Annotated in this window: 20 protein-coding genes; 15 read left to right on the forward strand and 5 right to left on the reverse strand. The window is 71.9% G+C overall.

The annotated features are described in order from the left end of the window. Positions 1–528: structural protein (locus GXW74_RS23425; protein ID WP_211849019.1), on the reverse strand; the 528-nt coding region annotated here is incomplete at its 3' end. Between the two features lie 127 nt (positions 529–655). On the opposite strand from GXW74_RS23425, the gene GXW74_RS23430 reads away from it, so the two are divergent. After that, positions 656–1012 (forward strand): hypothetical protein, encoded by a 357-nt coding sequence (locus GXW74_RS23430; protein WP_211849020.1) that lies wholly within the window; start codon positions 656–658, stop codon positions 1010–1012. A 330-nt stretch (positions 1013–1342) separates the two neighbouring features. On the opposite strand, the gene GXW74_RS23435 is transcribed toward GXW74_RS23430, so the two are convergent. Genes GXW74_RS23435 through GXW74_RS23445 form a run of 3 tightly spaced genes read right to left on the reverse strand, consistent with a single transcriptional unit; the run spans position 1343 to position 4384 of the window. Then, a complete protein-coding gene (locus GXW74_RS23435) occupies positions 1343–1720 on the reverse strand; it encodes a phage tail fiber protein (RefSeq protein ID WP_211849021.1) in 378 nt (125 codons plus the stop codon). Between the two features lie 31 nt (positions 1721–1751). Continuing rightward, positions 1752–3689: a glycosyl hydrolase family 28-related protein gene (locus GXW74_RS23440; RefSeq protein WP_211849022.1), complete on the reverse strand. Its 1938-nt coding sequence runs from the start codon at positions 3687–3689 to the stop codon at positions 1752–1754. A 44-nt stretch (positions 3690–3733) separates the two neighbouring features. Then, positions 3734–4384 (reverse strand): hypothetical protein, encoded by a 651-nt coding sequence (locus tag GXW74_RS23445; protein ID WP_211849023.1) that lies wholly within the window; start codon positions 4382–4384, stop codon positions 3734–3736. Positions 4385–4653: 269 nt separating this feature from the next. On the opposite strand from GXW74_RS23445, the gene GXW74_RS23450 reads away from it, so the two are divergent. From GXW74_RS23450 to GXW74_RS23475, 6 genes are all read left to right on the forward strand, one after another. Next, positions 4654–5748 carry a polyamine ABC transporter substrate-binding protein gene (locus GXW74_RS23450; RefSeq protein ID WP_211849024.1) on the forward strand — a complete coding sequence of 365 codons (1095 nt, stop codon included), beginning with the start codon at positions 4654–4656 and terminating at the stop codon, positions 5746–5748. Between the two features lies 1 nt (position 5749). Then, entirely contained in the window at positions 5750–6820 is a 1071-nt protein-coding gene (locus GXW74_RS23455) for an ABC transporter ATP-binding protein (RefSeq protein ID WP_338148312.1), read from the forward strand. Positions 6821–6945: 125 nt separating this feature from the next. Then, positions 6946–7731: an ABC transporter permease gene (locus GXW74_RS23460; protein WP_338148313.1), complete on the forward strand. Its 786-nt coding sequence runs from the start codon at positions 6946–6948 to the stop codon at positions 7729–7731. Continuing rightward, a complete protein-coding gene (locus GXW74_RS23465; protein ID WP_211849026.1) occupies positions 7728–8522 on the forward strand; it encodes an ABC transporter permease subunit in 795 nt (264 codons plus the stop codon). The genes GXW74_RS23460 and GXW74_RS23465 overlap by 4 nt, the downstream gene beginning before the upstream one ends. 66 nt (positions 8523–8588) lie before the next feature. Next, complete coding sequence (locus GXW74_RS23470; RefSeq protein ID WP_211849027.1) at positions 8589–8939, forward strand: hypothetical protein; 351 nt, start codon at positions 8589–8591, stop codon at positions 8937–8939. Between the two features lie 70 nt (positions 8940–9009). Continuing rightward, the gene (locus GXW74_RS23475) at positions 9010–10212 is read left to right on the forward strand and encodes a pyridoxal phosphate-dependent aminotransferase (RefSeq protein ID WP_211849028.1); all 1203 of its coding nucleotides are present in this window, start codon (positions 9010–9012) and stop codon (positions 10210–10212) included. Positions 10213–10299: 87 nt separating this feature from the next. Here the strand turns inward: GXW74_RS23475 and adhP are convergent, their stop codons facing one another. Continuing rightward, positions 10300–11325: an alcohol dehydrogenase AdhP gene (gene adhP / locus GXW74_RS23480; protein ID WP_211849029.1), complete on the reverse strand. Its 1026-nt coding sequence runs from the start codon at positions 11323–11325 to the stop codon at positions 10300–10302. Between the two features lie 136 nt (positions 11326–11461). Between adhP and GXW74_RS23485 the strand changes: the two genes are divergently transcribed. From GXW74_RS23485 to GXW74_RS23520, 8 genes are read left to right on the forward strand one after another with little or no spacing between them, the layout of a single operon-like run. Then, the gene (locus GXW74_RS23485) at positions 11462–11752 is read left to right on the forward strand and encodes a hypothetical protein (RefSeq protein WP_211849030.1); all 291 of its coding nucleotides are present in this window, start codon (positions 11462–11464) and stop codon (positions 11750–11752) included. Between the two features lie 37 nt (positions 11753–11789). Further along, positions 11790–13520, forward strand: a complete 1731-nt coding sequence (locus GXW74_RS23490; RefSeq protein ID WP_211849031.1) for a hypothetical protein — start codon at positions 11790–11792, stop codon at positions 13518–13520. 23 nt (positions 13521–13543) lie between these two features. After that, a complete protein-coding gene (locus tag GXW74_RS23495) occupies positions 13544–13993 on the forward strand; it encodes a GNAT family N-acetyltransferase (RefSeq protein WP_211849032.1) in 450 nt (149 codons plus the stop codon). Positions 13994–14047: 54 nt separating this feature from the next. Next, positions 14048–15811, forward strand: coding sequence for a hypothetical protein (locus GXW74_RS23500; RefSeq protein WP_211849033.1), 1764 nt, complete (start codon positions 14048–14050; stop codon positions 15809–15811). A gap of 28 nt (positions 15812–15839) precedes the next feature. Continuing rightward, positions 15840–17042: a pyridoxal phosphate-dependent aminotransferase gene (locus GXW74_RS23505; protein ID WP_211849034.1), complete on the forward strand. Its 1203-nt coding sequence runs from the start codon at positions 15840–15842 to the stop codon at positions 17040–17042. Next, the gene (locus tag GXW74_RS23510; RefSeq protein WP_338148314.1) at positions 17039–18025 is read left to right on the forward strand and encodes a GNAT family N-acetyltransferase; all 987 of its coding nucleotides are present in this window, start codon (positions 17039–17041) and stop codon (positions 18023–18025) included. Before GXW74_RS23505 ends, GXW74_RS23510 begins: the two co-directional genes overlap by 4 nt. Before the next feature lie 19 nt (positions 18026–18044). Beyond that, positions 18045–18569, forward strand: a complete 525-nt coding sequence (locus GXW74_RS23515) for a DinB family protein (protein ID WP_211849035.1) — start codon at positions 18045–18047, stop codon at positions 18567–18569. Beyond that, complete coding sequence (locus tag GXW74_RS23520) at positions 18566–19708, forward strand: PP2C family protein-serine/threonine phosphatase (protein ID WP_211849036.1); 1143 nt, start codon at positions 18566–18568, stop codon at positions 19706–19708. Before GXW74_RS23515 ends, GXW74_RS23520 begins: the two co-directional genes overlap by 4 nt. The last annotated feature ends 64 nt before the right edge of the window (positions 19709–19772 follow it).

Raw genomic sequence — 19772 nt, forward strand, 5'->3', positions numbered from 1 at the left:
CGCGACGCCGCCAACCCCCGCCGCCGCGGTGCCGGCGGCCGCGCGCGCCGTGCCGGTGCGCGCCACCGCGGCGTGACCTTCCGGCACCACCCCGGCCAGGCGCAGGCCGGCGTCGATGGTCGCGCGGTCGTAGGGATTGCCGCCAAGCTCATGCTGGATGATGGCCTCCACCAGCGGCCGGAGATCCTCGTAGCGGTGCAGGTCGAGCTCCTGGCGCGGGTGGCGGTCCATGCGCCGCGCGACGGCGGCGATGTAGGCCTCGGTGTTGTTCTCCTGGCCTGGCGCCCAGCGGGAGATGATGCCGCGGATCGTGCGCAGCCCATGCCGGTCCTGGTAGGTGGTCAGCAGCATCGCCAGCGCGCGGATGCCGTATTCATGGCTGACGAAGCGCGCGAAGCGCGGGCGCCCGCCGCCCCGCGGGGCAGGCTCGATCGGCGGATCGGCCAGGCCCTGCCAGCGGTTGCCGTCGTGGTGGTCGATGTTGCCGGGGTTGCGGTTGCGGAAGCCGCGGGTCTGTCGGGGGTCCATGGCGATATCCTTCGGGGGGTGGAGGGCCGGGCGCTGGTCCGGCCGCGGTGTTCCAGGGCATCCTTCGCCCGGGCGGGCGAGGGAGGCTGGGGTGCGGGTGGCGATGTTCCGGGTCGGGATGGTGGCAATGGCGCTGGGCGCGGGCCCGGCCTCGGCATCCTGCATCCACATCGTCCGCCATGCGGAGGCGCGGGACGATGCCGTCGCCTTCTCCGCCGGGGTACAGCGCGAGACGCGCATGCAGATCGAGCGCAACGACAGCTGCACGCCCGAAGTGCATGTGAGCTTCATGGTGGTGGAACTCGCCATCATCGCCGGGCGGGCGGGACGCGGCTATCTCGTCACCTATGCCGTGACGGATGAGCGGGAAGGCGACCTGCGGCCGGAGATGGGCGCCACCTGGGCGATGGACCGTACCCAGGCGCTGCTGGATGCGGGGCGGTCCGCGGGAGCGGGAATCCGGGCACGGACTCCAAGGTATTGAGCGGCGCGGATCGAGGGGGTGCCGCCCCCTCGAGCTCCCCCGCCAGGGGACACGGTCCCCTGGACCCGCGGTGACTCACGTATCGGTTTCCAAAGGCCCCTCGGCCTTTGGCGGGGTGAGTCCGAGAGGGGCGGCGCCCCTCTCGGAGACTTCCCTGCCCATCTTCTCATACCCGCGGCCGCTATTCGCGACCGTTGGCATGAGGCTTTTCGAGCCCTCAGACGCCGGGCGCAAACCTCCGGTCTGCTTGGCTGCGCCGGACCACCGGCGGGCCGCATTCCGGATCGCCGTCGCGGCCTCGGCACGAGGCAATGACTCGTGCCGCTGGCATCAGTCCGCGAGCACGGTCAGGCTTTCCGCCGGCACCGTGATGGTGCCGGCCGCATTCAGCGTCGCCGGCGTGCCGAGCGCACCCCAGGCGAGCGCATTGCCTCCCGAAACCGCATCGAACAGCCCGACATGCGTCAGCGTGCCGACGCCCGAGGTGAAGGCGAATCGCGTGGCGGCGGCATTGCGCTGGCTGCCGCTGCCGGTGAAGGCCACCGGCTGGCGCATGTAGCCGGTGGCGGCGGCCGGTTCCCCGGTCAGGCCGGAAGCGTCGGTGCCGCCGGTGCCGAGGGCGACCCAGACCGCCACCGGCAGGCTGGGCTGCCGGCCGACCAGGGCGCGGGCGAGCAGGTTCTTGGAGTAGTCGGTCAGGGCGGTCATCGCTTTCGGTTCCTTCGCTGCGGCCGCGGGATCAGCTCACCACCGCGCCGTCGGGCCAGCGCCAGGAGGTGCCGTCGCTGATGGCCAGGCGCTTGTTCGCCGTGCCGTCCGAGACATAGACGAGGCAGCGCAGCATGGCGGCTGCCGAGGGCAGGCCTGCGACGGTGTAGCCGGGGAGCTGGAGCGGCATGGTGGCGGCGACCACGCCGTTGCCCTTCGTCGCCAGCGTCAGGCTGATGTTCGCGTCGTTGCCCGCCACCTCGATGCGCGGCGAGACGCCGGTCGCGCCGGCCACCAGGCGGAGGTAGTTCGTCGGTGTCGCATTGGCGGCGACCTCCACGCCGAGGGCATTGCGCGCATGGATGCGCGTCGTGCCCGCGCCCTTGGGAACGATCTGCAGGTTGACGTTGGTGTCGGAGCCCTGCGCGGCGAGGCTCGGCACGGCGCCCGAGGCGGCGCCGGTCGCCGCGAGGCGGTTCACCGCATTGGCAGGCGTGTTCACGGTAAAGCCCTGCGCCCCGCTCGCGCCGCCGAGCGTGACCGTCCCCGTCGCGTCGGCGCGCAGGACTTCGGCACCGCCGACGACCGTCGCGACGCTGGTCGCGTCCGGCGCGTAGAGGCCGGTGTCCTCCGTGCCCAGCATCAGCCCCGGCCGGTCGCCGCGCCCGGCGGGCGCGGCGAGCGCGACATGCCCGTTGGTGCCGGCGTTCACCACCGGGCCGCCATTGCCGTTGCCGAGCAGTGCCGGGCTGCCGAGGAAGACCTTGTTCGGCGTGCCCGAGGCGACATTCGCCACATGGATCGCCGCGGAGCCGTCATTGAGCCGGTTGTAGTACTCGGCGCGGAAGGAGAAGATTTCGAGCCGGTTGCCGCTGCCATTGACGATGACGGCGTTGCTCTCGGCATCGTCGACGCGGAGGTTGCCGATCTGCAGCCGAGCATTGTTGCCGTCGATGCGGATGCCGCTCGACCCGGTGAGCGGCGTGGCGCCGGCGTTCCACAGCTCGCCCTGGGTGGTGGCGTTGGCGATCTGGCCCTCGACGCCGTTGCCGTCCACCCAGATGCCGTACTGCGCGAAGTCGGAGTAGAGGCTGCCGAGGTAGAACTTCCGCGTCACGCCGGAGGCCGAGGAGGCGAAGCGCAGCGCCGAGCGTGCACCGAGGACGAAGATGTCGTCGAGGAAGACGCCATCCACCCGCCGGAACACCAGCGCGTCCTGGTTCTGCTGCTGCCAGCGCACGACGTCGTCATCGGCGGTGACGAAGGTCCAGAAATGCACGTGGTGGATGCGGCCGATGTCGTAGGCGCGGTCGATCTCGATGCCGGTCGTGTAGACCTGGCCGCGCAGGCGCTGGATGTTGAAGCGGCCGGAATTGTCGCACCAGATGCCGCGGTTGATGCCGCAGAGGAAGACATTCTCGAAATCCACGGCGCCCAGGCAGTCCTGCACGCGGAAGACGAAGTCGTAGGCGGTCGGCGCCCAGCTCGCATCGAGCGGCGCCGAATGCTGCTGCCGCACCGCGAGGTCGCGCACCGCCGAACCGCGCGCCGCGACGCCGCTGAAGGTGAAGGGCGTGAAGCCTGTGGCATCGATCGTCAGCCAGGTGCCGGAGGCGACGCCGGGCCCCTCGGTGAAGCCGGCGCCCTGCAGCACGATGGCGACGCCGGAGACGACGACCGGGCTCGCGATGCGGTAGGGGCGCGGCCCGAAGAGCAGCACGCCGCCGCCCGTCGCCGCCAGCGCGTCGATCGCCGCCTGGATGGCCGGGGCGTCGTTGGTCACGCCATCGCCGACGGCGCCGAATTCGCGCACATGGACAGGGCGGTCGGCGAGCAGCCCGGCTCGGAGCTGCGCGAGCGAGGCGCGGCGCGTCGTGGCCGAGCCGCCGCTGCCCTGCACCACCGGCAGCAGATCCGCATCGGCGGCGGAAGCAATGGCGGGGAGGGCGCTGATCTTGGTGTCGGACATGGGGTTCTCTCTCGCGGGGGGGGGCGGGACGGGGCAGGGGGGGGCTAGAGCAGCAGCGCGGCGCCGCTTTCGAGCAGCAGCAGGCCGCCGGCTTCGGTCACGAGCCGCGGCGGCTGCGTCACCGCGAAGGGCGGGGAGAGCGTGACGAGCGTCGCGTCGGCGGCATCGGCGGCACGGATGCGCAAGCCGCCGGCCGGCGCCGGCGCGGTGAAGCTCGCCGCGGCCCGGCCGCCGACGACCGCGACGGTCTGCGGCGGCGCGACATCCGTCCCGGCGGCGGTGCGGAAGGCGAAGGTGACCTGGGCGATCGGGCCGGTGACGGTGGCGCCGACCGCCAGCACGTCGCCCTCGAAGAGCGTCGTCGGCGGCGCGTCGAGCTCGATGGCGCGCGCGCTTGCCGCGCCGGCGAGCATCATGTCGATCAGCAGCGTCGCCGAGCGCAACAGCGCCGGCGTGCTGCCCGAGCCATCCACGGTGACGCCGCTGCCCGGCACCGTGCCGCCGCGGATCGGCACCAGCGCGGTGGCGTCCGCCGCCTGGACGATGACGATGTCGCCGGGCAGCAGCCGCGGCGCGGCGGCGGCGAAATAGCCCGGCGCCAGCACTGCCGCGCGGTCGTCCTCCGTGCGGTAGTGCCAGAGCGTGAAGCCATTGGCCGAGGTCAGGGCCGAGAGTTCGCTGTCGGAAAAGGGCATGCGTGGCTCCTCGGCCGCTCCGGGCGACGGGTGCGCGCAGGCGCACCCTCGCCGGGGGCGGGGTGTTCGGGGGGCGGGCTGATCGGAAAAGCCGGGGAGGGGGGATGCGGCGGGCGCAATCCACCCCTTGGTGCGCCGTGGGTACAGGAACTTCAGCCCATAGTCAAGGGAAATTGTCCTATATCTGGTTGCGCGTCGGGGGATGGCAGGCGCGGTGCGCGTGATACTGTCCGCCCCATCCGCCGACCGTCGCCCGAGGGACCGCGCCGATGCTCCGACGCCTCTTGCCGCTGCTCGCCCTGCTGCTCCCGGTCCTGCCGGCCGCGGCGCAGGAGCGTGTGCTGAACGTCTACAACTGGTCGGACTACATCGACCCCTATGCCGTCGCGCGCTTCACGCGCGAGACCGGCATCCGCGTCCGCTACGACGTCTACGACAGCCTGGAGACGCTGGAGGGCAAGCTCTCCGCCGGGCGTTCAGGTTACGACATCGTGGTGCCGACCAGCGAGCCCAGCTTCGCGCGGCTGGTGCGCGCCGGCGCGCTGCGGCCGCTCGACCGCACGGCGATCCCGAACTGGCGCAACCTCGACGCCACGCTGATGGAGCGAGTCGCTTCCATCGACCCGGGCAACCGGCATGGCGCGATCTACCTCTGGGGGACGGTCGGGCTCGGCATCCGGGTGGACCGCGTGCGCGCCGCGCTCGGGCCGGACGTCCCGCTCGACAGCCTCGACATCCTGCTGAAACCGGAGAACGCGCAGCGGCTGGCCCGTTGCGGCATCATGGTGATGGACAGCCCGACCGACGTGCTGCCCTCGGTGTTGCGCTGGCTCGGCCGCGACCCCAACAGCCACGCGGCCGAGGATCTGCGCGCCGCCGAGCAGGCGCTGATGGGCGTCCGCCGGCATGTGCGCGCCATCATCGCCTCCGGCTCCATCCTCGATGCGCTGGCGACCGGGGAGGCCTGCGTGGCGATGACCTATTCCGGCGACGTCATCCAGGCCCAGGCCCGCGCGCGGGAGGCGAATCGCGGCGTCGAGGTCGGCTACGTCATGCCGCGCGAAGGCGCGCAGCTCTGGTTCGACATGCTGGCCATCCCGGCCGACGCGCCGAACCCCGAGGCCGCGCAGGCCTTCATCAACTTCCTGCTGCAGCCGGACGTCATGGCCGGCATCACCAGCCATGTCCGCTACCCCAACGCCGTCCCCGCCAGCCGCCCCCTGGTGACCGAGGCGGTGCGCAACGACCCCAATGTCTTCCCCTCCGCCGAGGCGCTGTCGCGCACCTTCGTCGCCGGCACCCCGCCGCGCGAGGCCGAGCGCGCCCGGACGCGCCTCTGGTCGCGCTTCAAGGCGGGGCGTTGATGTGCACGGGCCGCTGCGCTCCGCCGGGCCGCCGATGCTGCTCCGCGCCGAGGCGCTGACGAGGCGCTTCGGCGCCATGCTCGCGCTTGATGCGCTCGACCTCGAGATCGCCGAGGGCGAGTTCTTCGCGCTGCTCGGCGGCTCCGGCTCCGGCAAGTCCACGCTGCTGCGCATCATCGCCGGCTTCGAGGCGCCGGATTCCGGCCGCCTGCTGCTGGACGGGCACGACATCGCCGCGACGCCGCCCTGGGCGCGGCCGGTGAACATGATGTTCCAGTCCTACGCGCTGTTCCCGCACATGAGCGTCGCCGACAACGTCGCCTACGGGCTAAGGCGCGCCGGCGTGGCGCGTGGCGACATCGCGGCCCGCACCGCCTCCGCCCTCGCCATGGTCGGGCTGGACGGCTTCGAGCGCCGCAGGCCGCACCAGCTGTCCGGCGGGCAGAAGCAGCGCGTTGCGCTCGCCCGCAGCCTGGTGATGCGCCCGCGCCTGCTGCTGCTGGACGAGCCGCTCGGCGCGCTCGACGCCGGACTGCGGGAGCGCACCGGCTTCGAGCTCCGCGCCCTGCAGCGCGAGACCGGCGCCGCCTTCGTGATGGTGACGCACGACCAGGAGGAAGCGCTGGCGCTGGCCGACCGCGTCGCCCTGCTGGATGGCGGGCGCATCGCGCAGGTGGGCGCGCCGCGGGCGATCTACGAACGGCCGGCCTCGCGCTTCGTGGCGCGCTTCCTCGGCGCGGCGAACGTGCTGGAAGGGCAGGCGGCCGAGGGGCGCTTCGACAGTGCGGAGGCTGCTGCAACCTTCGCCGGCGCGATTCCCGCCGGCACGGTTGCCGTCGCGCTCCGGCCGGAACGCATCCGCATCACCGCCGACGGCGCGGGGCCGAACACCGCGCAGGGGGTGGTCGAGGACGTCGCCTTCCGCGGCGACGATTCCCTCGTGCTGGTGCGGCTGTCCGGTGGCGCCACGCTGCGCGTCGCTCATGCGGAGGAGGACGGCGCGCCGCCGGAACGCGGGGCGAGCGTCTGTCTTGCCTGGGATGCGGACGCGGTGGTGGCCTTGGCGTCGTGACCGGCCCGGCGCGCGAACGGGAGGGGCACCGCCCCTCCCGCACCCACCCCGCCAAAGGCCGAAAGGCCTTTGGGAACCGGGACGGGGGGCGGTTGCTCGTTCTGGCGCCGGCCCTGGGGTGGCTGGTGTTGTTCGTAGCGGCGCCGGCGGCCATCCTGGTCGCCATCGCCTTTGCGGACTCCGATCCGGGCGTGCCGCCGTTCAGGCTGGCGTTGTCCGTCGCCGGCTTCGCGGTGCTGGCGGAGGACACCTACTACCTCGATGCGCTGCTCACGGCGCTGCGTGTCGCGGCGACGACGGCGGCACTCTGCCTGCTCCTCGCCTACCCCATGGCCATGGGCATCGCCCGCGCGGCGCCGGGGCGGCGCGTGGTGCTGCTCGCCCTGCTGATGCTGCCGTTCTGGACCGGCTTCCTGCTGCGCGTGGGCGCCTGGATCGGCCTGCTGCGCGACGAGGGCTGGATCAATTCCCTGCTGCAATCCGCCGGGCTCGCCGATGCGCCGATCCCGCTGCTCTACACCGAGGGCGCGATGCTGGTGGGCATGGTGCACGCCTACCTGCCCTTCGCCGTGCTGCCGCTCTTTGCCGCCTTCCTGCGGCTCGACCCGTCGCTGGGGGAGGCGGCGGCGGACCTCGGCGCGCGTCCGGCGACCGTGTTCCTGACCGTGACCCTGCCGGTCACCGCCCCGGCGGCGGCGGCCGGCTTCCTGCTCGTCTTCATCCCGGCGGCGGGCGAATTCGTCATCCCCGAACTGATGGGCCCGCCCGAGGCGCAGATGGTCGGCCGTGTGCTCTGGCAGGAATTCTTCCAGAACCGGGACTGGCCGGTGGCGGCGGCGCTGGCGGTTGCGCTGCTGGCCCTCCTGCTGGTCCCGATCCGGCTGTTCCAGCGGCTGGAGGCACGGCCATGAGGCAGGGGCGCCTGGTCCGGGCGGCCATGCTCGCGGGCTTCGCCTTCCTGTGGCTGCCGATCCTGCTGCTGGTGGCCTATGCCTTCAGTGCCGACCGCATTCCCTTCCAGTGGGGCGGCTTCTCGCTCCGCTGGTTCCACGCCCTGGCGGCCGATGAGCGTCTGGTCGAGGCGGCGCTGCTGTCGCTGCGCATCGCCGCCGGGGCGGCGAGCCTCGCGGTGCTGCTCGGCGGCGCGGCGGGCTGGGCGCTGGCGCGCTTCGGGCCCTTCCGCGGCCGAGCGGTGTTCGGCGCCCTGATCGGCGCGCCGCTGGTGCTGCCGGAGGTGGTGACCGGCCTGTCCCTGCTGCTGCTCTTCGTCGCGCTGGACATCCTGACGGGCTGGCCCGCCGGGCGCGGCGCGACCACCGTGCTGCTGGCGCATGCGACCCTCGGCGCCGCCTTCGTCGCGGTGGTGGTGCAGGCGCGCCTGGCCGAGACCGATCGCAGCCTGGAGGAAGCGGCGATGGACCTCGGCGCCACGCCCTTCCTTGCCTTCCGCACGGTGACGCTGCCGCTGGTCGCGCCCGCCCTGGCGGCGGGGTGGCTGCTGGCCTTCACCCTCTCGCTCGACGACGTGGTGATCGCCTCCTTCGTCTCGGGCCCGGCGGGGACGACGCTGCCCATGGCGCTGTTCTCCATGCTGCGGCTCGGGCTGACGCCGGAGGTGAACGCGCTGGGGGCGGTGGTGGTGATCGGGGTGGGGGCGATGCTCGCGGTGGCGGCCATCCTGCTCCGGCCGCGGCGGGGGTGAATGCCCTCGGCCACGGGGCCATCGTTTCGCCGCCGCGCAGTGCCACATTCCCCCGTCATGCGAAGGGTGTTGCTCTTTCTCGTGCTGCTGGCCGGATGCGCGGAGCGCTGGGAACGCCCCGGCGCCACCGAGGCGGACTCCGAGGCCGCCCAGGCCGAGTGCACCGCCCGGGCGGCGCAGCTTGTCCCGCCGGCCCTGGTCTGGACGGTGATCGCCCCCGGCTACTGGGAAGGGCCCGAGCGCCGCTGCTTCACCCGTCGCGGCCGGACCGAATGCGTCACCCGCGCAGGCCGCTTCGTGCCGCCCCAATATGGCTGGGTGGACGCCAACACCGGCCAGCGGCGGGCCGCCCGCGCCGCCTGCCTGCAGGAAGGTGGCTGGACCTATCAGGGGCTCCGCCCTCTCCGCCTCTGGTGAGGCCGGGTTGATGGGCGGGGGAGGGGGCAGTAGGGTCCGCCCCTTCCCTGCACTGTTCCCCGGGCCCGCCATGAACCTGATCGCCGATCGCCTCAACCGCATCTCGCCGTCCCTGACCATTGCCATGACGGCGAAGGCGCGTGCCCTGAAGGCCGCGGGCAAGGACGTGATCGGCCTGTCCTCGGGCGAGCCCGACTTCGACACCCCCCGCAACGTCAAGGACGCGGCGATCGCGGCGATCGAGCGCGGGGAGACCAAGTACACCGACGTCGCCGGCACGATGGAGCTGCGCCGTGCCGTCTGCGCCAAGTTCAAGCGCGACAGCGGCCTCGACTACACGCCGGAGGAGATCATCGTCGCCACCGGCGGCAAGCAGGTGATCTTCGACGCCCTGGTCGCCACCATCAATCCGGGCGACGAGGCGATCATCCCCGCCCCGTGCTGGGTGTCCTACCCGGACATCGTGCAGCTCGCCGAAGGCACGCCGGTGATCGTGCAGTGCGGCCAGAACGCCGGCTTCAAGATGACCGCCGAGCAGTTGGAAGCCGCGATCACGCCGAAGACCAAGTGGCTGATCCTGAACAACCCCTGCAACCCGACCGGCGCCGCCTACAGCGCGGAGGAGCTGAAGGGGATCACCGATGTCCTGATGCGCCACCCGGATGTCTGGGTGTTCACCGACGACATCTACGAGAAGCTGGTCTATGACGGCTTCAGGCCGGCGACGATCCTCGAGGTCGAGCCGCGGCTGCGCGAGCGCACCGTCACCATGAACGGCTGCTCCAAGGCCTATGCGATGACCGGCTGGCGGATCGGCTTCGCCGGTGCGCCGGTGCATCTCATCAAGGCGATGGACAAGCTGCAGGGCCAGAGCACCTCCGGCACCAGCAGCATCTCCCAGGCCGCCGCCGTCGAGGCGCTGATCGGCCCGCAGGAGAGCATCGAGGAGATGCGCAAGGTCTATGAGCGCCGCCGCAACATGGTGGTGGACATGCTCAACGCTTCCCCCGGCATCCGCTGCCACAAGCCGGAAGGCGCCTTCTACGTGTTCCCCGACATGCGCGGCTGCATCGGCAAGACCACCGCCGGCGGCAAGAAGATCGAGACGGACGAGGACTTCACCATCGCGCTGCTGGAGGAGACCGGCGTCGCCACGGTGCATGGCGCGGCTTTCCTCTCGCCCGGCCATTTCCGCATCTCCTACGCGACCTCCGACGAGGCGCTGCGGGAAGCCTGCACGCGGATCCAGGCGTTCTGTGCCGGGATGAAGTGACGCCGCGCATCACGCTGCGTCCGGTCGAGGAGGGCAATTTCGAGGCCTTCCTCGACCTTTTCATTGGCGTCCAGCGCGCCGCTCCGCCTATTGCATCCTGAGCACCACGCGCCCGTCGATCGCGCCCGCTTCCATGCGCGCGAAGATGTCGTTGATCTCGCCGAGCGTCGCCCAGGAGAAGTGCGGCGCCACCTTGCCTTCCCCGGCGAAGGCGATCGCCTCCTCGAGGTCCTGGCGCGTGCCGACGATCGACCCGCGCACTGTGATGCGCTTCAGCACCGTGTCGAAGATCGGCAGCGCCATCCGCCCTGGGGGCAGGCCGACCAGGGTCATCGTTCCCTTCGACCGCAGCATGCCGAAGGCCTGGTCGAAGGCCGCGGGCGAGACGGCAGTGACCAGCACGCCATGCATGCCGCCGGTCTCGCGCACCAGGCGTGCGACGGCGTCCGGCTGGCGACCGTCCATCACCGCATCGGCGCCGAGCGACTTCGCCAGTTCGAGCTTTTCCGGATGGATGTCGACTGCCGCACAGTGCAGCCCCATCGCCTTGGCGTATTGCACCGCCATATGGCCAAGCCCGCCGATGCCCGATACGGCGACCCACTCTCCCGGCCGCGCCTCGGTTTCCTTCAGCCCCTTGTAGACGGTGACCCCCGCACAGAGCACCGGCGCGGCCGGACCGAAATCGAGGCTGGCCGGCAGGTGCCCGACATAGCGCGGATCCGCGAGCACATAATCCGCAAAGCCGCCATTCACCGAATAGCCGGTGTTCTTCTGGCTGCCGCAGAGTGTCTCCCACCCGGTACGGCAATAGGGGCAGTACCCGCAGGCGCTGTGCAGCCAGGGCACGCCGATGCGGTCGCCCTCCTTCACCCCCTTCGCGCCGGCACCGAGCGCGATGACGGTGCCGACCCCCTCATGGCCCGGGATGAAGGGGGCGGTCGGCTTGACCGGCCAGTCGCCCTTCGCGGCATGCAGGTCGGTATGGCAGACGCCTGAAGCCACGACCTTCACCAGGACCTGCCCGGGCCCCGGCTCGGGCACCGGGACTTCGCGGATCTCGAGCGGTGCCCCGAGGGCCGGCACGACGGCGGCGCGCATGGTGGCTGGCATGGTTGCCTCCCCATGTTAATCAAAACAGTATACGCCGCCCGTGGGCATCGGGGCTTGAGGTCGATCAAGGAGCCTTTGCGGGCCGGCGGGAGGGGCATAGGTTCCCCACCCCCTTGCAATGCGAGTGACTATGCCGATGCCTGCCCTCGCCGCCCGTATGAACGACGTTTCCATCTCCGCATCCCTGGTCATGACGATGAAGGCGCGTGAACTCGCGGCGAAGGGCATCAAGGTCATCAGCCTCGCCTCCGGCGCGCCCGACTCCCCGACGCCGATGTCTTCCGCCTCGCCCGGCTTTCCGGCGTGGTTCGCGGCGGAAGGGAGCATCGGCACCGGCTTTTGCACTCGCCTCGGGGCTCCGGCGCTCGTGCTGCCCCGCTTTGCATCGTGCTCCGGTTCCGCGCGACGGCTGTCGTCGATGTCGTGATGGCGCCGATCGGGGTGGCGGTGGCGGCGGTGCGAATGTGACGGGTGCCCTGCGCTACGTCGCAGCCACGGTGGGCCGGCCCTGGGCGGCGGTGGCGCTGCTCGTCCTGGCGGGGCTTGCCGTCACGGGGCCCAGCCTCGTGCTCGGCACGCCGCCGACGGATTCGGCCACGTTCAACCGGACCTGGACCGAGCAGTTCAGCCGACTGTTCGCCGCCGGGCTGCTGTGGCCGCGCTGGCTTCCGGATTCCTTCGACGGCCTGGGCAGCCCGGCCTTTTTCTTCTACGCGCCCGCGCCCTTCTGGGTGGCTGCGGTGCTCGACCTGCTCACCCTGGGGCTGCTGCCGAACGCGGTGCTGCTCGGCCTGCTGGGGGCAGTGCTGGCGATCGCCTCGGGCCTCGCCATGCATGCCTGGGTGGCGCGGGCGGCCAGCCCCTGGCGGGCGACCCTCGCGGGCCTCCTCTACATCGCGGCGCCCTTCCATCTGTTCGACCACTACTCCCGCGGCGCGCTCGGCGAACTGGCCGCCTATGCCGTTCTGCCGCTGGTCGCCGCCGGGGCGGAGGATGCGTTGCGCGGGCGGCGCGGCGGGGTCCTGCGGCTCGGCGCCGCGCTGGCGGCTCTGCTGCTCAGTCATCTGCCGGTTTCGCTCGTTGTGGCGGTCCTGGTGCTGCCGTGCCAGGGGCTGGGATTTCTGTTCGCCTGCCGTCCGCGCCTCGCCGCGGCGGGCATGGCGGCGCTGCGCGTGTCGGGCTCCGTGCTGCTCGGCCTCGCGCTGGCCGCGAGCTACGTGCTGCCTGCCCTGCTGCTTCAGGGGCATGTGTCGATGCACGACATGAATGAGGGCTACTACGACCCGCGCCGGTGGCTGCTGATCGCGCCCGGCGGCTGGCCCAACCGGATGATGCTGGTCGTCGTCGGGTCACTCGCCCTGGCCTATGCGATCGCAGCCGCGGGGATGCTCGCGCTCCTGCGCGGGGCGCGGGACGCCGCCGCGCCGCGGCAATGGGCGGCGATCGCGCTCGTCCTGCTGGCGGTGATGGCCGGCGCCTTGCCCTGGTTGTGGGAGCCGTGGTCGCCCCTTGCGCGCCTCCAGTTTCCCTGGCGGCTGTTGGTGCCGGTCGAATTCGCGCTGGTGACGGCGGTGGCGCTCGGCCTCCCGGCGGGCTTCGATCGCCGCACCCTTGGCGGCATGGTGGCCGTGGTGCTGGCCATGGCGCCGGCGGTGGTCGTCGGGGGCGGCCTGATCGCGACGAGATACGAGGTCGCGAAGCTGCCGCGGAGGCAAACCACGGAGGCCGCGGCAGTGAGCCAGCGCTTCGATGCCTTCGAATACCTGCCCCCCGGCCGCGCCACCCGCCTCGGGGCCAATCAGGGCCTTCGAGGCGAGACCTACGAGTCGCTGGTCGCGCCCTACCGCGACCGCGCCCCGGCCTGGTCGGAGCCGCCCGGCACGGCGACCGTCACGCTGTCGCCGGACAACCGCGGGGCAGGCAGCGTGGCGGTGCGGGCCTCGACCGGGACGCGCATCATCCTGCGGCGCTTCTACTACCCGCTGTGGCGGCTGGAGGATGCGGCCGGTGCGCCGGGCCCCGTCATCGCGCCGCATGGACCCGATGGCCTCGCCGCCTTCGAGGTGCCCGCTGGCGAGACGGCGCTGCGGCTGGTCTGGTCGCCTCCCCCGGTCATGGCGGCCGGCGCGGCGGTTTCGCTGCTCGGGTTCCTCGTGCTCCTCGGGCTGCTGGTCAGGCTCAGGCGCGCAGCATGAATCCACCGTCGCAGGAGATCGCCATGCCCCCCGCCTTTCGCCTGCGGCCAGTGGACGACGCGGATTTCGCGCCGCTCCTCGATCTTTCCATCCGCGTGCTGCGCGCCGACCTCGAGCGTGTCGGCCGCTTCGACCCGGAGCGCCGGCGCATGCGGATGCGTGCCGGCTTCGATCCGGCGAACCTGAGTGCGGTCGAGGTCGATGGCCGGCTCGTCGGCTGCATCGCCGCGGTTCCCGCCACCGGTCATCTGGAGATCCATTCCTTCTACCTTGAACCGGCGATGCAGGGACGGGGCCTCGGCGCGGCCATCGCCGCATCCGTGCTGGCCGCGCATCCGGGCCTCCCGGCCCGGATCGAGGTGCTGAAGGGCAGCGAGGTGCTGGCGTTCTGGAGGAAGCAGGGCTTCCGCGTCGTCGCCGAACAACCCTACGACTGGCTGTGCGAGCGGCCGGCGGACGTGACCGGCGCGTGATTCGCGCCTTGGTGGCGACCAGCCAGGTCGTCTGTCCGTGGCAAGGAGGCGGGATTGCGTGAGGAGCCGGTGAAGACGCGATCGGCCTGGCCGGCCTCGGCTCTCGCCGTCGCGCTCGCGGCCCTGTTCCTCGTCTGGCCGCTGCTGCTGTTCGGGGCGCCGCCGTCGCACAGCGCCATCTACAATGCCACCTGGGCCAGCCAGTTCATCGAACTGTTGAATTCCGGCGTGGTCTATCCGCGGTGGCTGCCGGGTTCCTTCGGCGGCTTCGGCAGTTCCGCCTTCTTCTTCTACGCGCCGGTCCCGTTCTACTGGGCCTGGCTGCACACGCCCCTGGCGGAGGGCGCGGCCGGAACCTTCCGGGTCCTCGGCGCGGCGATGGCGACGATGCTGCTCGCCTCAGGCCTTTCCATGCGGGCCTGGCTCGGGCGGCATGCCGGACCGCGCGCGGCGACGGCAGGGGCGATCATCTACATGGCGATGCCCTACCATCTGCTCGACCTCTATCTCCGGGGGTCCGTCGGGGAAGTCGCGGCCTATGCGGTGCTGCCCCTGGTGGCCATGGCGGTGTCGGACCTCGCCCGCGCGGGTGCAAGGGCGGTCGTGCCGCTGGCATTCGCCGCGGCGCTTCTCATGTGCAGCCACTTGCCGACGGCTCTGGCCGCCGCGGTCTTCCTGTTTCCCGCCCAATTCCTTTTCGAGGCGTCGCGCCGCGATCCGGGGCTTGCCGCCTTGGCGCGCGCCGCGGCGCTGGCAGCGGGTGCCGGGATCCTCGCGCTCGGCCTGGCCGCCGCCTACTTGCTGCCCGCGCTTACCCTCCAGGGGCAGGCCGCGTTCGACGTGATGCAGGAAGCCTTCTACGACCCGCGGAACTCGCTGCTCTACGCGCCCGGCCGGTGGCGGAACGAGGTGATGCTCGTCTTCGTCGGCTCGCTCTGCGCGGCGGTCGGGTTCGCGGCGATCGTGGTCTGGCGCAAGGCGCCAGCTGGGCCGGGGGGCTCGGCGATCCGCTTCTGGGCGGGAATGGCGGGTTTCGTGACCCTTGCGGCGGGCGGTCTCATCCCGGGCCTCTGGGAGCCCTGGTCGCCGCTGTTTCGCATCCAGTTCCCGTGGCGACTGCTGCTGCTCGCGGAATTCGCCATCGTCACGGCGGTCGTGCTGTCCGGCGCGGCGCCGTGGCGGCAGCGCAGCAGCGTCCTGGCGGCAGTGCTGTGCCTCCTGCTCGGCGCTGCGGCGGTCGTGGTGCTCGGCGCCGGTGCCTGGGCCCGCCTCCACCACATCGAGACCGCCGAGTGGCATGCCTTGCGCGCAGCGGCCATCGAGGAGCGGCCCGACGCCCTCGAGTACCTCCCGGCGGGTCATCACTTCCGCTACGGCAGCGACGGCGGCTATGCGCTGCGGGACTTCAGGGCGATGTCCGCCGCCCTCGCGGCACGAGGGCCGGCCTGGTCCGACCCCCCCGGCGCGGCCGAGGTCACGGTCATCCCCGGCCAGGCCGGCGAACTCGACCTCGCCGTCTCGGCCGCCGGGGAGGCCTGGATCGTCCTCCGGCGCTTCCACTTCCCGACCTGGCGGCTCGAAACCGCCGATGGCGCGGCGGGACCGGCGCTCGGGGCATACGGGCCGCATCGCCTTCTCGCCTTCCGGGTGGCGGCGGGCGAACACCGGCTGAGGCTGCGCTGGGCGCCGCCGCCGGCGGTCCGGCTGGGCGAATGGCTCTCCCTGTTGAGCATTGCCCTGGCCCTTGTGCTCATGGCAGTGCAGCGCCGCGCCGGGCGCGGGGCCGGGACGCCTTGCCCCCGCTCCGGAATTGCTTAGGGTCGCGCCGCCATCGAAGGGAATGCCCATGCCCGCTCTCGCCGCACGCATGAACGACGTCTCCATCTCCGCCTCCGTCGTGATGACGATGAAGGGGCGGGAACTCGCGGCGAAGGGGATCAAGGTCATCAGCCTCGCCTCCGGCGAGCCCGACTTCCCGACGCCGATGCATGCGATCGAAGCCGCGCACAAGGCCGCGCTGGCCGGCGACACCAAGTACCCGCCGCAGGACGGTACCAGGGAACTGAAGGAAGCGGTCCAGCGCAAGTTCAAGCGCGACAACAAGCTCGACTACGCGCTCGATGAGATCATGGTCGCCAATGGCGGCAAGCAGTGCATCTACAACGCCTTCATGGCGACGGTGGATCCGGGCGACGAGGTGGTGATCCCCGCGCCCTACTGGATCTCCTACGCCGACATGGCGAAGGTCGCCGGCGGCAAGCCGGTGCTGGTGAACTGCCCGCAGAACAACGGCTTCAAGCTGCGCCCCGAGGACCTCGACGCCGCCATCACCCCCAAGACCAAGTGGGTGATGCTGAACTTCCCGAACAACCCGACCGGCGCGGCCTGCTCGCGGGAGGAGATGAAGGCGATCGCCGCGGTGCTGAAGAAGCACCCGCATGTCTGGGTGATGACCGACGACATGTACGAGCACCTCGTCTATGACGGCTTCGAGTTCTGCACCATCGCCGAGGTCGAGCCGGCGCTGAAGGAGCGCACGCTGACCGTCAACGGCGCGTCGAAGACCTACGCCATGACCGGCTGGCGCGTCGGCTTCTGCGGCGGGCCGAAGCAGCTCATCAAGGCGATGATCAACATGCAGGGCCAGGCGACCTCGGGCATCTCCACCGTCGGCCAGGCGGCAGCCGCCGCCGCGCTGGACGGCCCGCAGGACCTGGTGCGCGAGCGCGCCGAGGACTACCGCCGCCGCCGCGACATGGTGGTCGAGATGCTGAACGAGGCGCCCGGCATCGCCTGCCACAAGCCCGAAGGCGCCTTCTACGTCTTCCCCAACATCGCCGGCTGCCTCGGCAAGACGACCAAGGCGGGCAAGAAGATCGAGACCGACACGGACTTCGCGCTCGCGCTGCTGGAGGAGAAGTACGTCGCGGCGGTGCAGGGCGCTGCCTACGGCATGTCGCCGTATCTCCGCATCTCCTACGCCACCGACATGGACAGCCTGCGCGAGGCCTGCAGCCGTATCCAGGAGTTCTGCAAGGAACTCTCGTGATCCGGGAGGGGCGCGACACCGACGCCGAGGGCTTCATCGCCCTCATCGGCGCCTGCTGGGGCGAATACCCGGGCTGCGTACTGGATGTGGACGGCGAGGTGCCGGAACTGCGCGCCCTCGCCAGCTACTTCCGCGACCAGGGCGGCATGCTCTGGGCTGCGGAGCGCGAGGGCCGCATCCTCGGCATGGTCGGCACGCGCCCCCTGAAGGAGGACGCGGCGTGGGAGATCTGCCGCATGTATGTCGATACCGGCGCGCGCGGCATCGGCCTGGCGGCGGACCTTCTGCGCACCGCCGAGGACCACGCCCGCGCGGCGGGAGCCGAGCGCCTCGTCCTCTGGACCGACACGCGCTTCACCCGCGCACATGGCTTCTACGAGAAGCATGGCTATGTCCGGCAGGGCTCGATCCGGATCCTGGACGACCTGTCCAACTCCCTCGAGTTCCGTTACGCGAAGCCGGCCCGCGGGCTGGTGGTCGAGGCGCTGGACGCCGCCGCGGCCGCCTCGGCCGAACGGCGCCTCGCCGGGATCCTGATCGCCAGCGTCGCCGAGGGCGCTTCACTCGAATTCCTGCCGCCGCTGGCCAGGGACCGTGCCGCCGCGTTCTGGAAGTCTGCCTCGGCGGCCGTCGCGGCCGGGGATCGCGTGCTGCTCGCCGCGTGGCTCGACGGGCGCCTCGCGGGAACGGTGACGCTCGACCTCGCCACGGCCGAGAACCAGCCGCATGTGGCAAGCATCCAGAAGCTGATGGTGGACCCGGCCGCGCGGCGCGCGGGCATCGGCCGCGCCCTGCTCCGCCGCGCCGAGCAGGCCGCGCGTGCCCATGGCCGCCGGGTCGCGATGCTCGACACCCGCTTGGGCAGCGCGGCCGAGGGGCTCTACCGCGCCGAGGGCTGGACGGAACTCGGCCGGATCCCCGGATTCGAACTGGATGGCGCGCGCGTGCCGCAGGATACGCTGTTCTTCTGGAAGGCGCTTTGACCTGTCAGGGAGGCGGACGATGATCGGCCCCGACTGGTGCCGCGTGATGGCGGCCTACAACACCGAGATGAATCGCCGCCTCTACGCCGCGGCGGACACGCTCGACGATGCCGTCCGCCGTGCCGATGGGGGTGCCTTCTGGGGTTCCATCCACGGCACGCTGAGTCACCTCCTCTGGGGCGACACGATGTGGATGAGCCGCTTCGACGGCTGGGAAAGGCCGCCGGTCGGCATGAAGGACAGCCCCCGCATGGTGGGGGAGTGGGGGCCGCTGAAGGCGGCGCGCGCCGAGGCCGACGGCCGCATCGAGGCATGGGCCGGGCGGCTCGACGAGGCGCGGCTCGCCGCTCCGCTCACCTGGTTGTCCGGCGCGACGGGGCGCGAGTTGACCATGCCGCTCTGGGTCACTGTCGCGCACTTCTTCAACCATCAGACCCATCACCGCGGCCAGGCGCATGCGCTGCTGACCCGCGCTGGAGCGGCGACGGGCGATACGGACCTGCCCTGGGTGGTGGACCTGCCGTCCCCGGGCATCGCCCCGTGACCGACGACGCGACGGAGCGCCATGCGCCGGAGTCCGAACGGACCATGGTGCGCCGCGCCGCGCCGGCCACGGCGGAACCCGACCCTGTGCTTCACCTGCTTGATCTCGAACCGGCGGAGGGGCAGCCGGCGCGTCGCGTCCCGCTCGGCCCGGTGCCGCTTGCGATCGGGCGCACGCCGCAGAACGGGCTGGTGCTTCCTTCGCCCGACGTCTCGCGCAGCCATTGCGTCGTGGTGGTGGAAGGCGAGGCCGCCGTGGTGACGGATCTCGGCTCGACCAACGGCACGATCGTGGACGGGACCGCCGCGCAGGGACCGACGCGGCTGACCCCCGGCAGCCGGCTGCGTCTCGGGCCCTTCACGCTGGTCTACCGGAGCGGCCGCGCCTCCGATCTCGCGCGGGCGGAGGAGGTCGAGCGCGACCTCGCCCGCGCCGGCCGCTATGTCGCCGCGCTGCTGCCGCCGCCGATCGCGGCAGGCCCCGTGCTCGCCGATTGGCGCTTCGTGCCCTCGGCCAGGATCGGCGGCGACGGCTTCGGCTATGGCTGGCTCGACGAGCGGCGCTTCGCGGCCTGGCTGCTCGACGTCTCGGGCCATGGCGCAGGTTCGGCGCTGCTCGCCGCCTCGGCCATGAACATCCTGCGCGAGCACAGCCTGCCCGGGATCGATTTCGCCGACCCGGCGGCGGTGCTGGCCGCCGCCAATGCGCGCTTCCAGATGGACCGGCAGGGCGGGCTGTATTTCTCGCTCTGGTACGGCGTGCTGGACATCGGGACGCGCCTGCTCGCCTTCGGCTCCGCCGGCCACCACCCGGCCTTCCTGATGGCGCCGGGGGAGGACGCGCCGCGGCCGCTGTGGGTCAAGAGCCCGGCGATCGGCCTTGCACCGGACTGGCCCTATCGCCGCGCCGAGGCGGCCGTACCGGCGGGGGCGCGGATTCACCTGTTCAGCGACGGCGCCTTCGAGATCAGCGCGCCGGATGGGAGGCAACTCGCCATCCGGGATTTCCTGCCGCTGCTCTCCGCACCGCCCCTGCCGGGTGTGGCTGAGCCGGAGCGGTTGCTGCGCGCCGTGCGCGGGATGGCCCGCCCCGGGCCGCTGGAGGATGATGTTTCGCTGGTGACGCTGGACGTCCCGTGATGCCGGTCTCCGTTCGCACGGGCCACTTCTGCGTCGGCGCAACGACGATCTGGCGGGGTGCCGA

The sequence above is a fragment of the Neoroseomonas eburnea genome (assembly GCF_018129005.1).
In the GTDB taxonomy this organism is placed as follows: Bacteria; Pseudomonadota; Alphaproteobacteria; order Acetobacterales; family Acetobacteraceae; genus Neoroseomonas; species Neoroseomonas eburnea.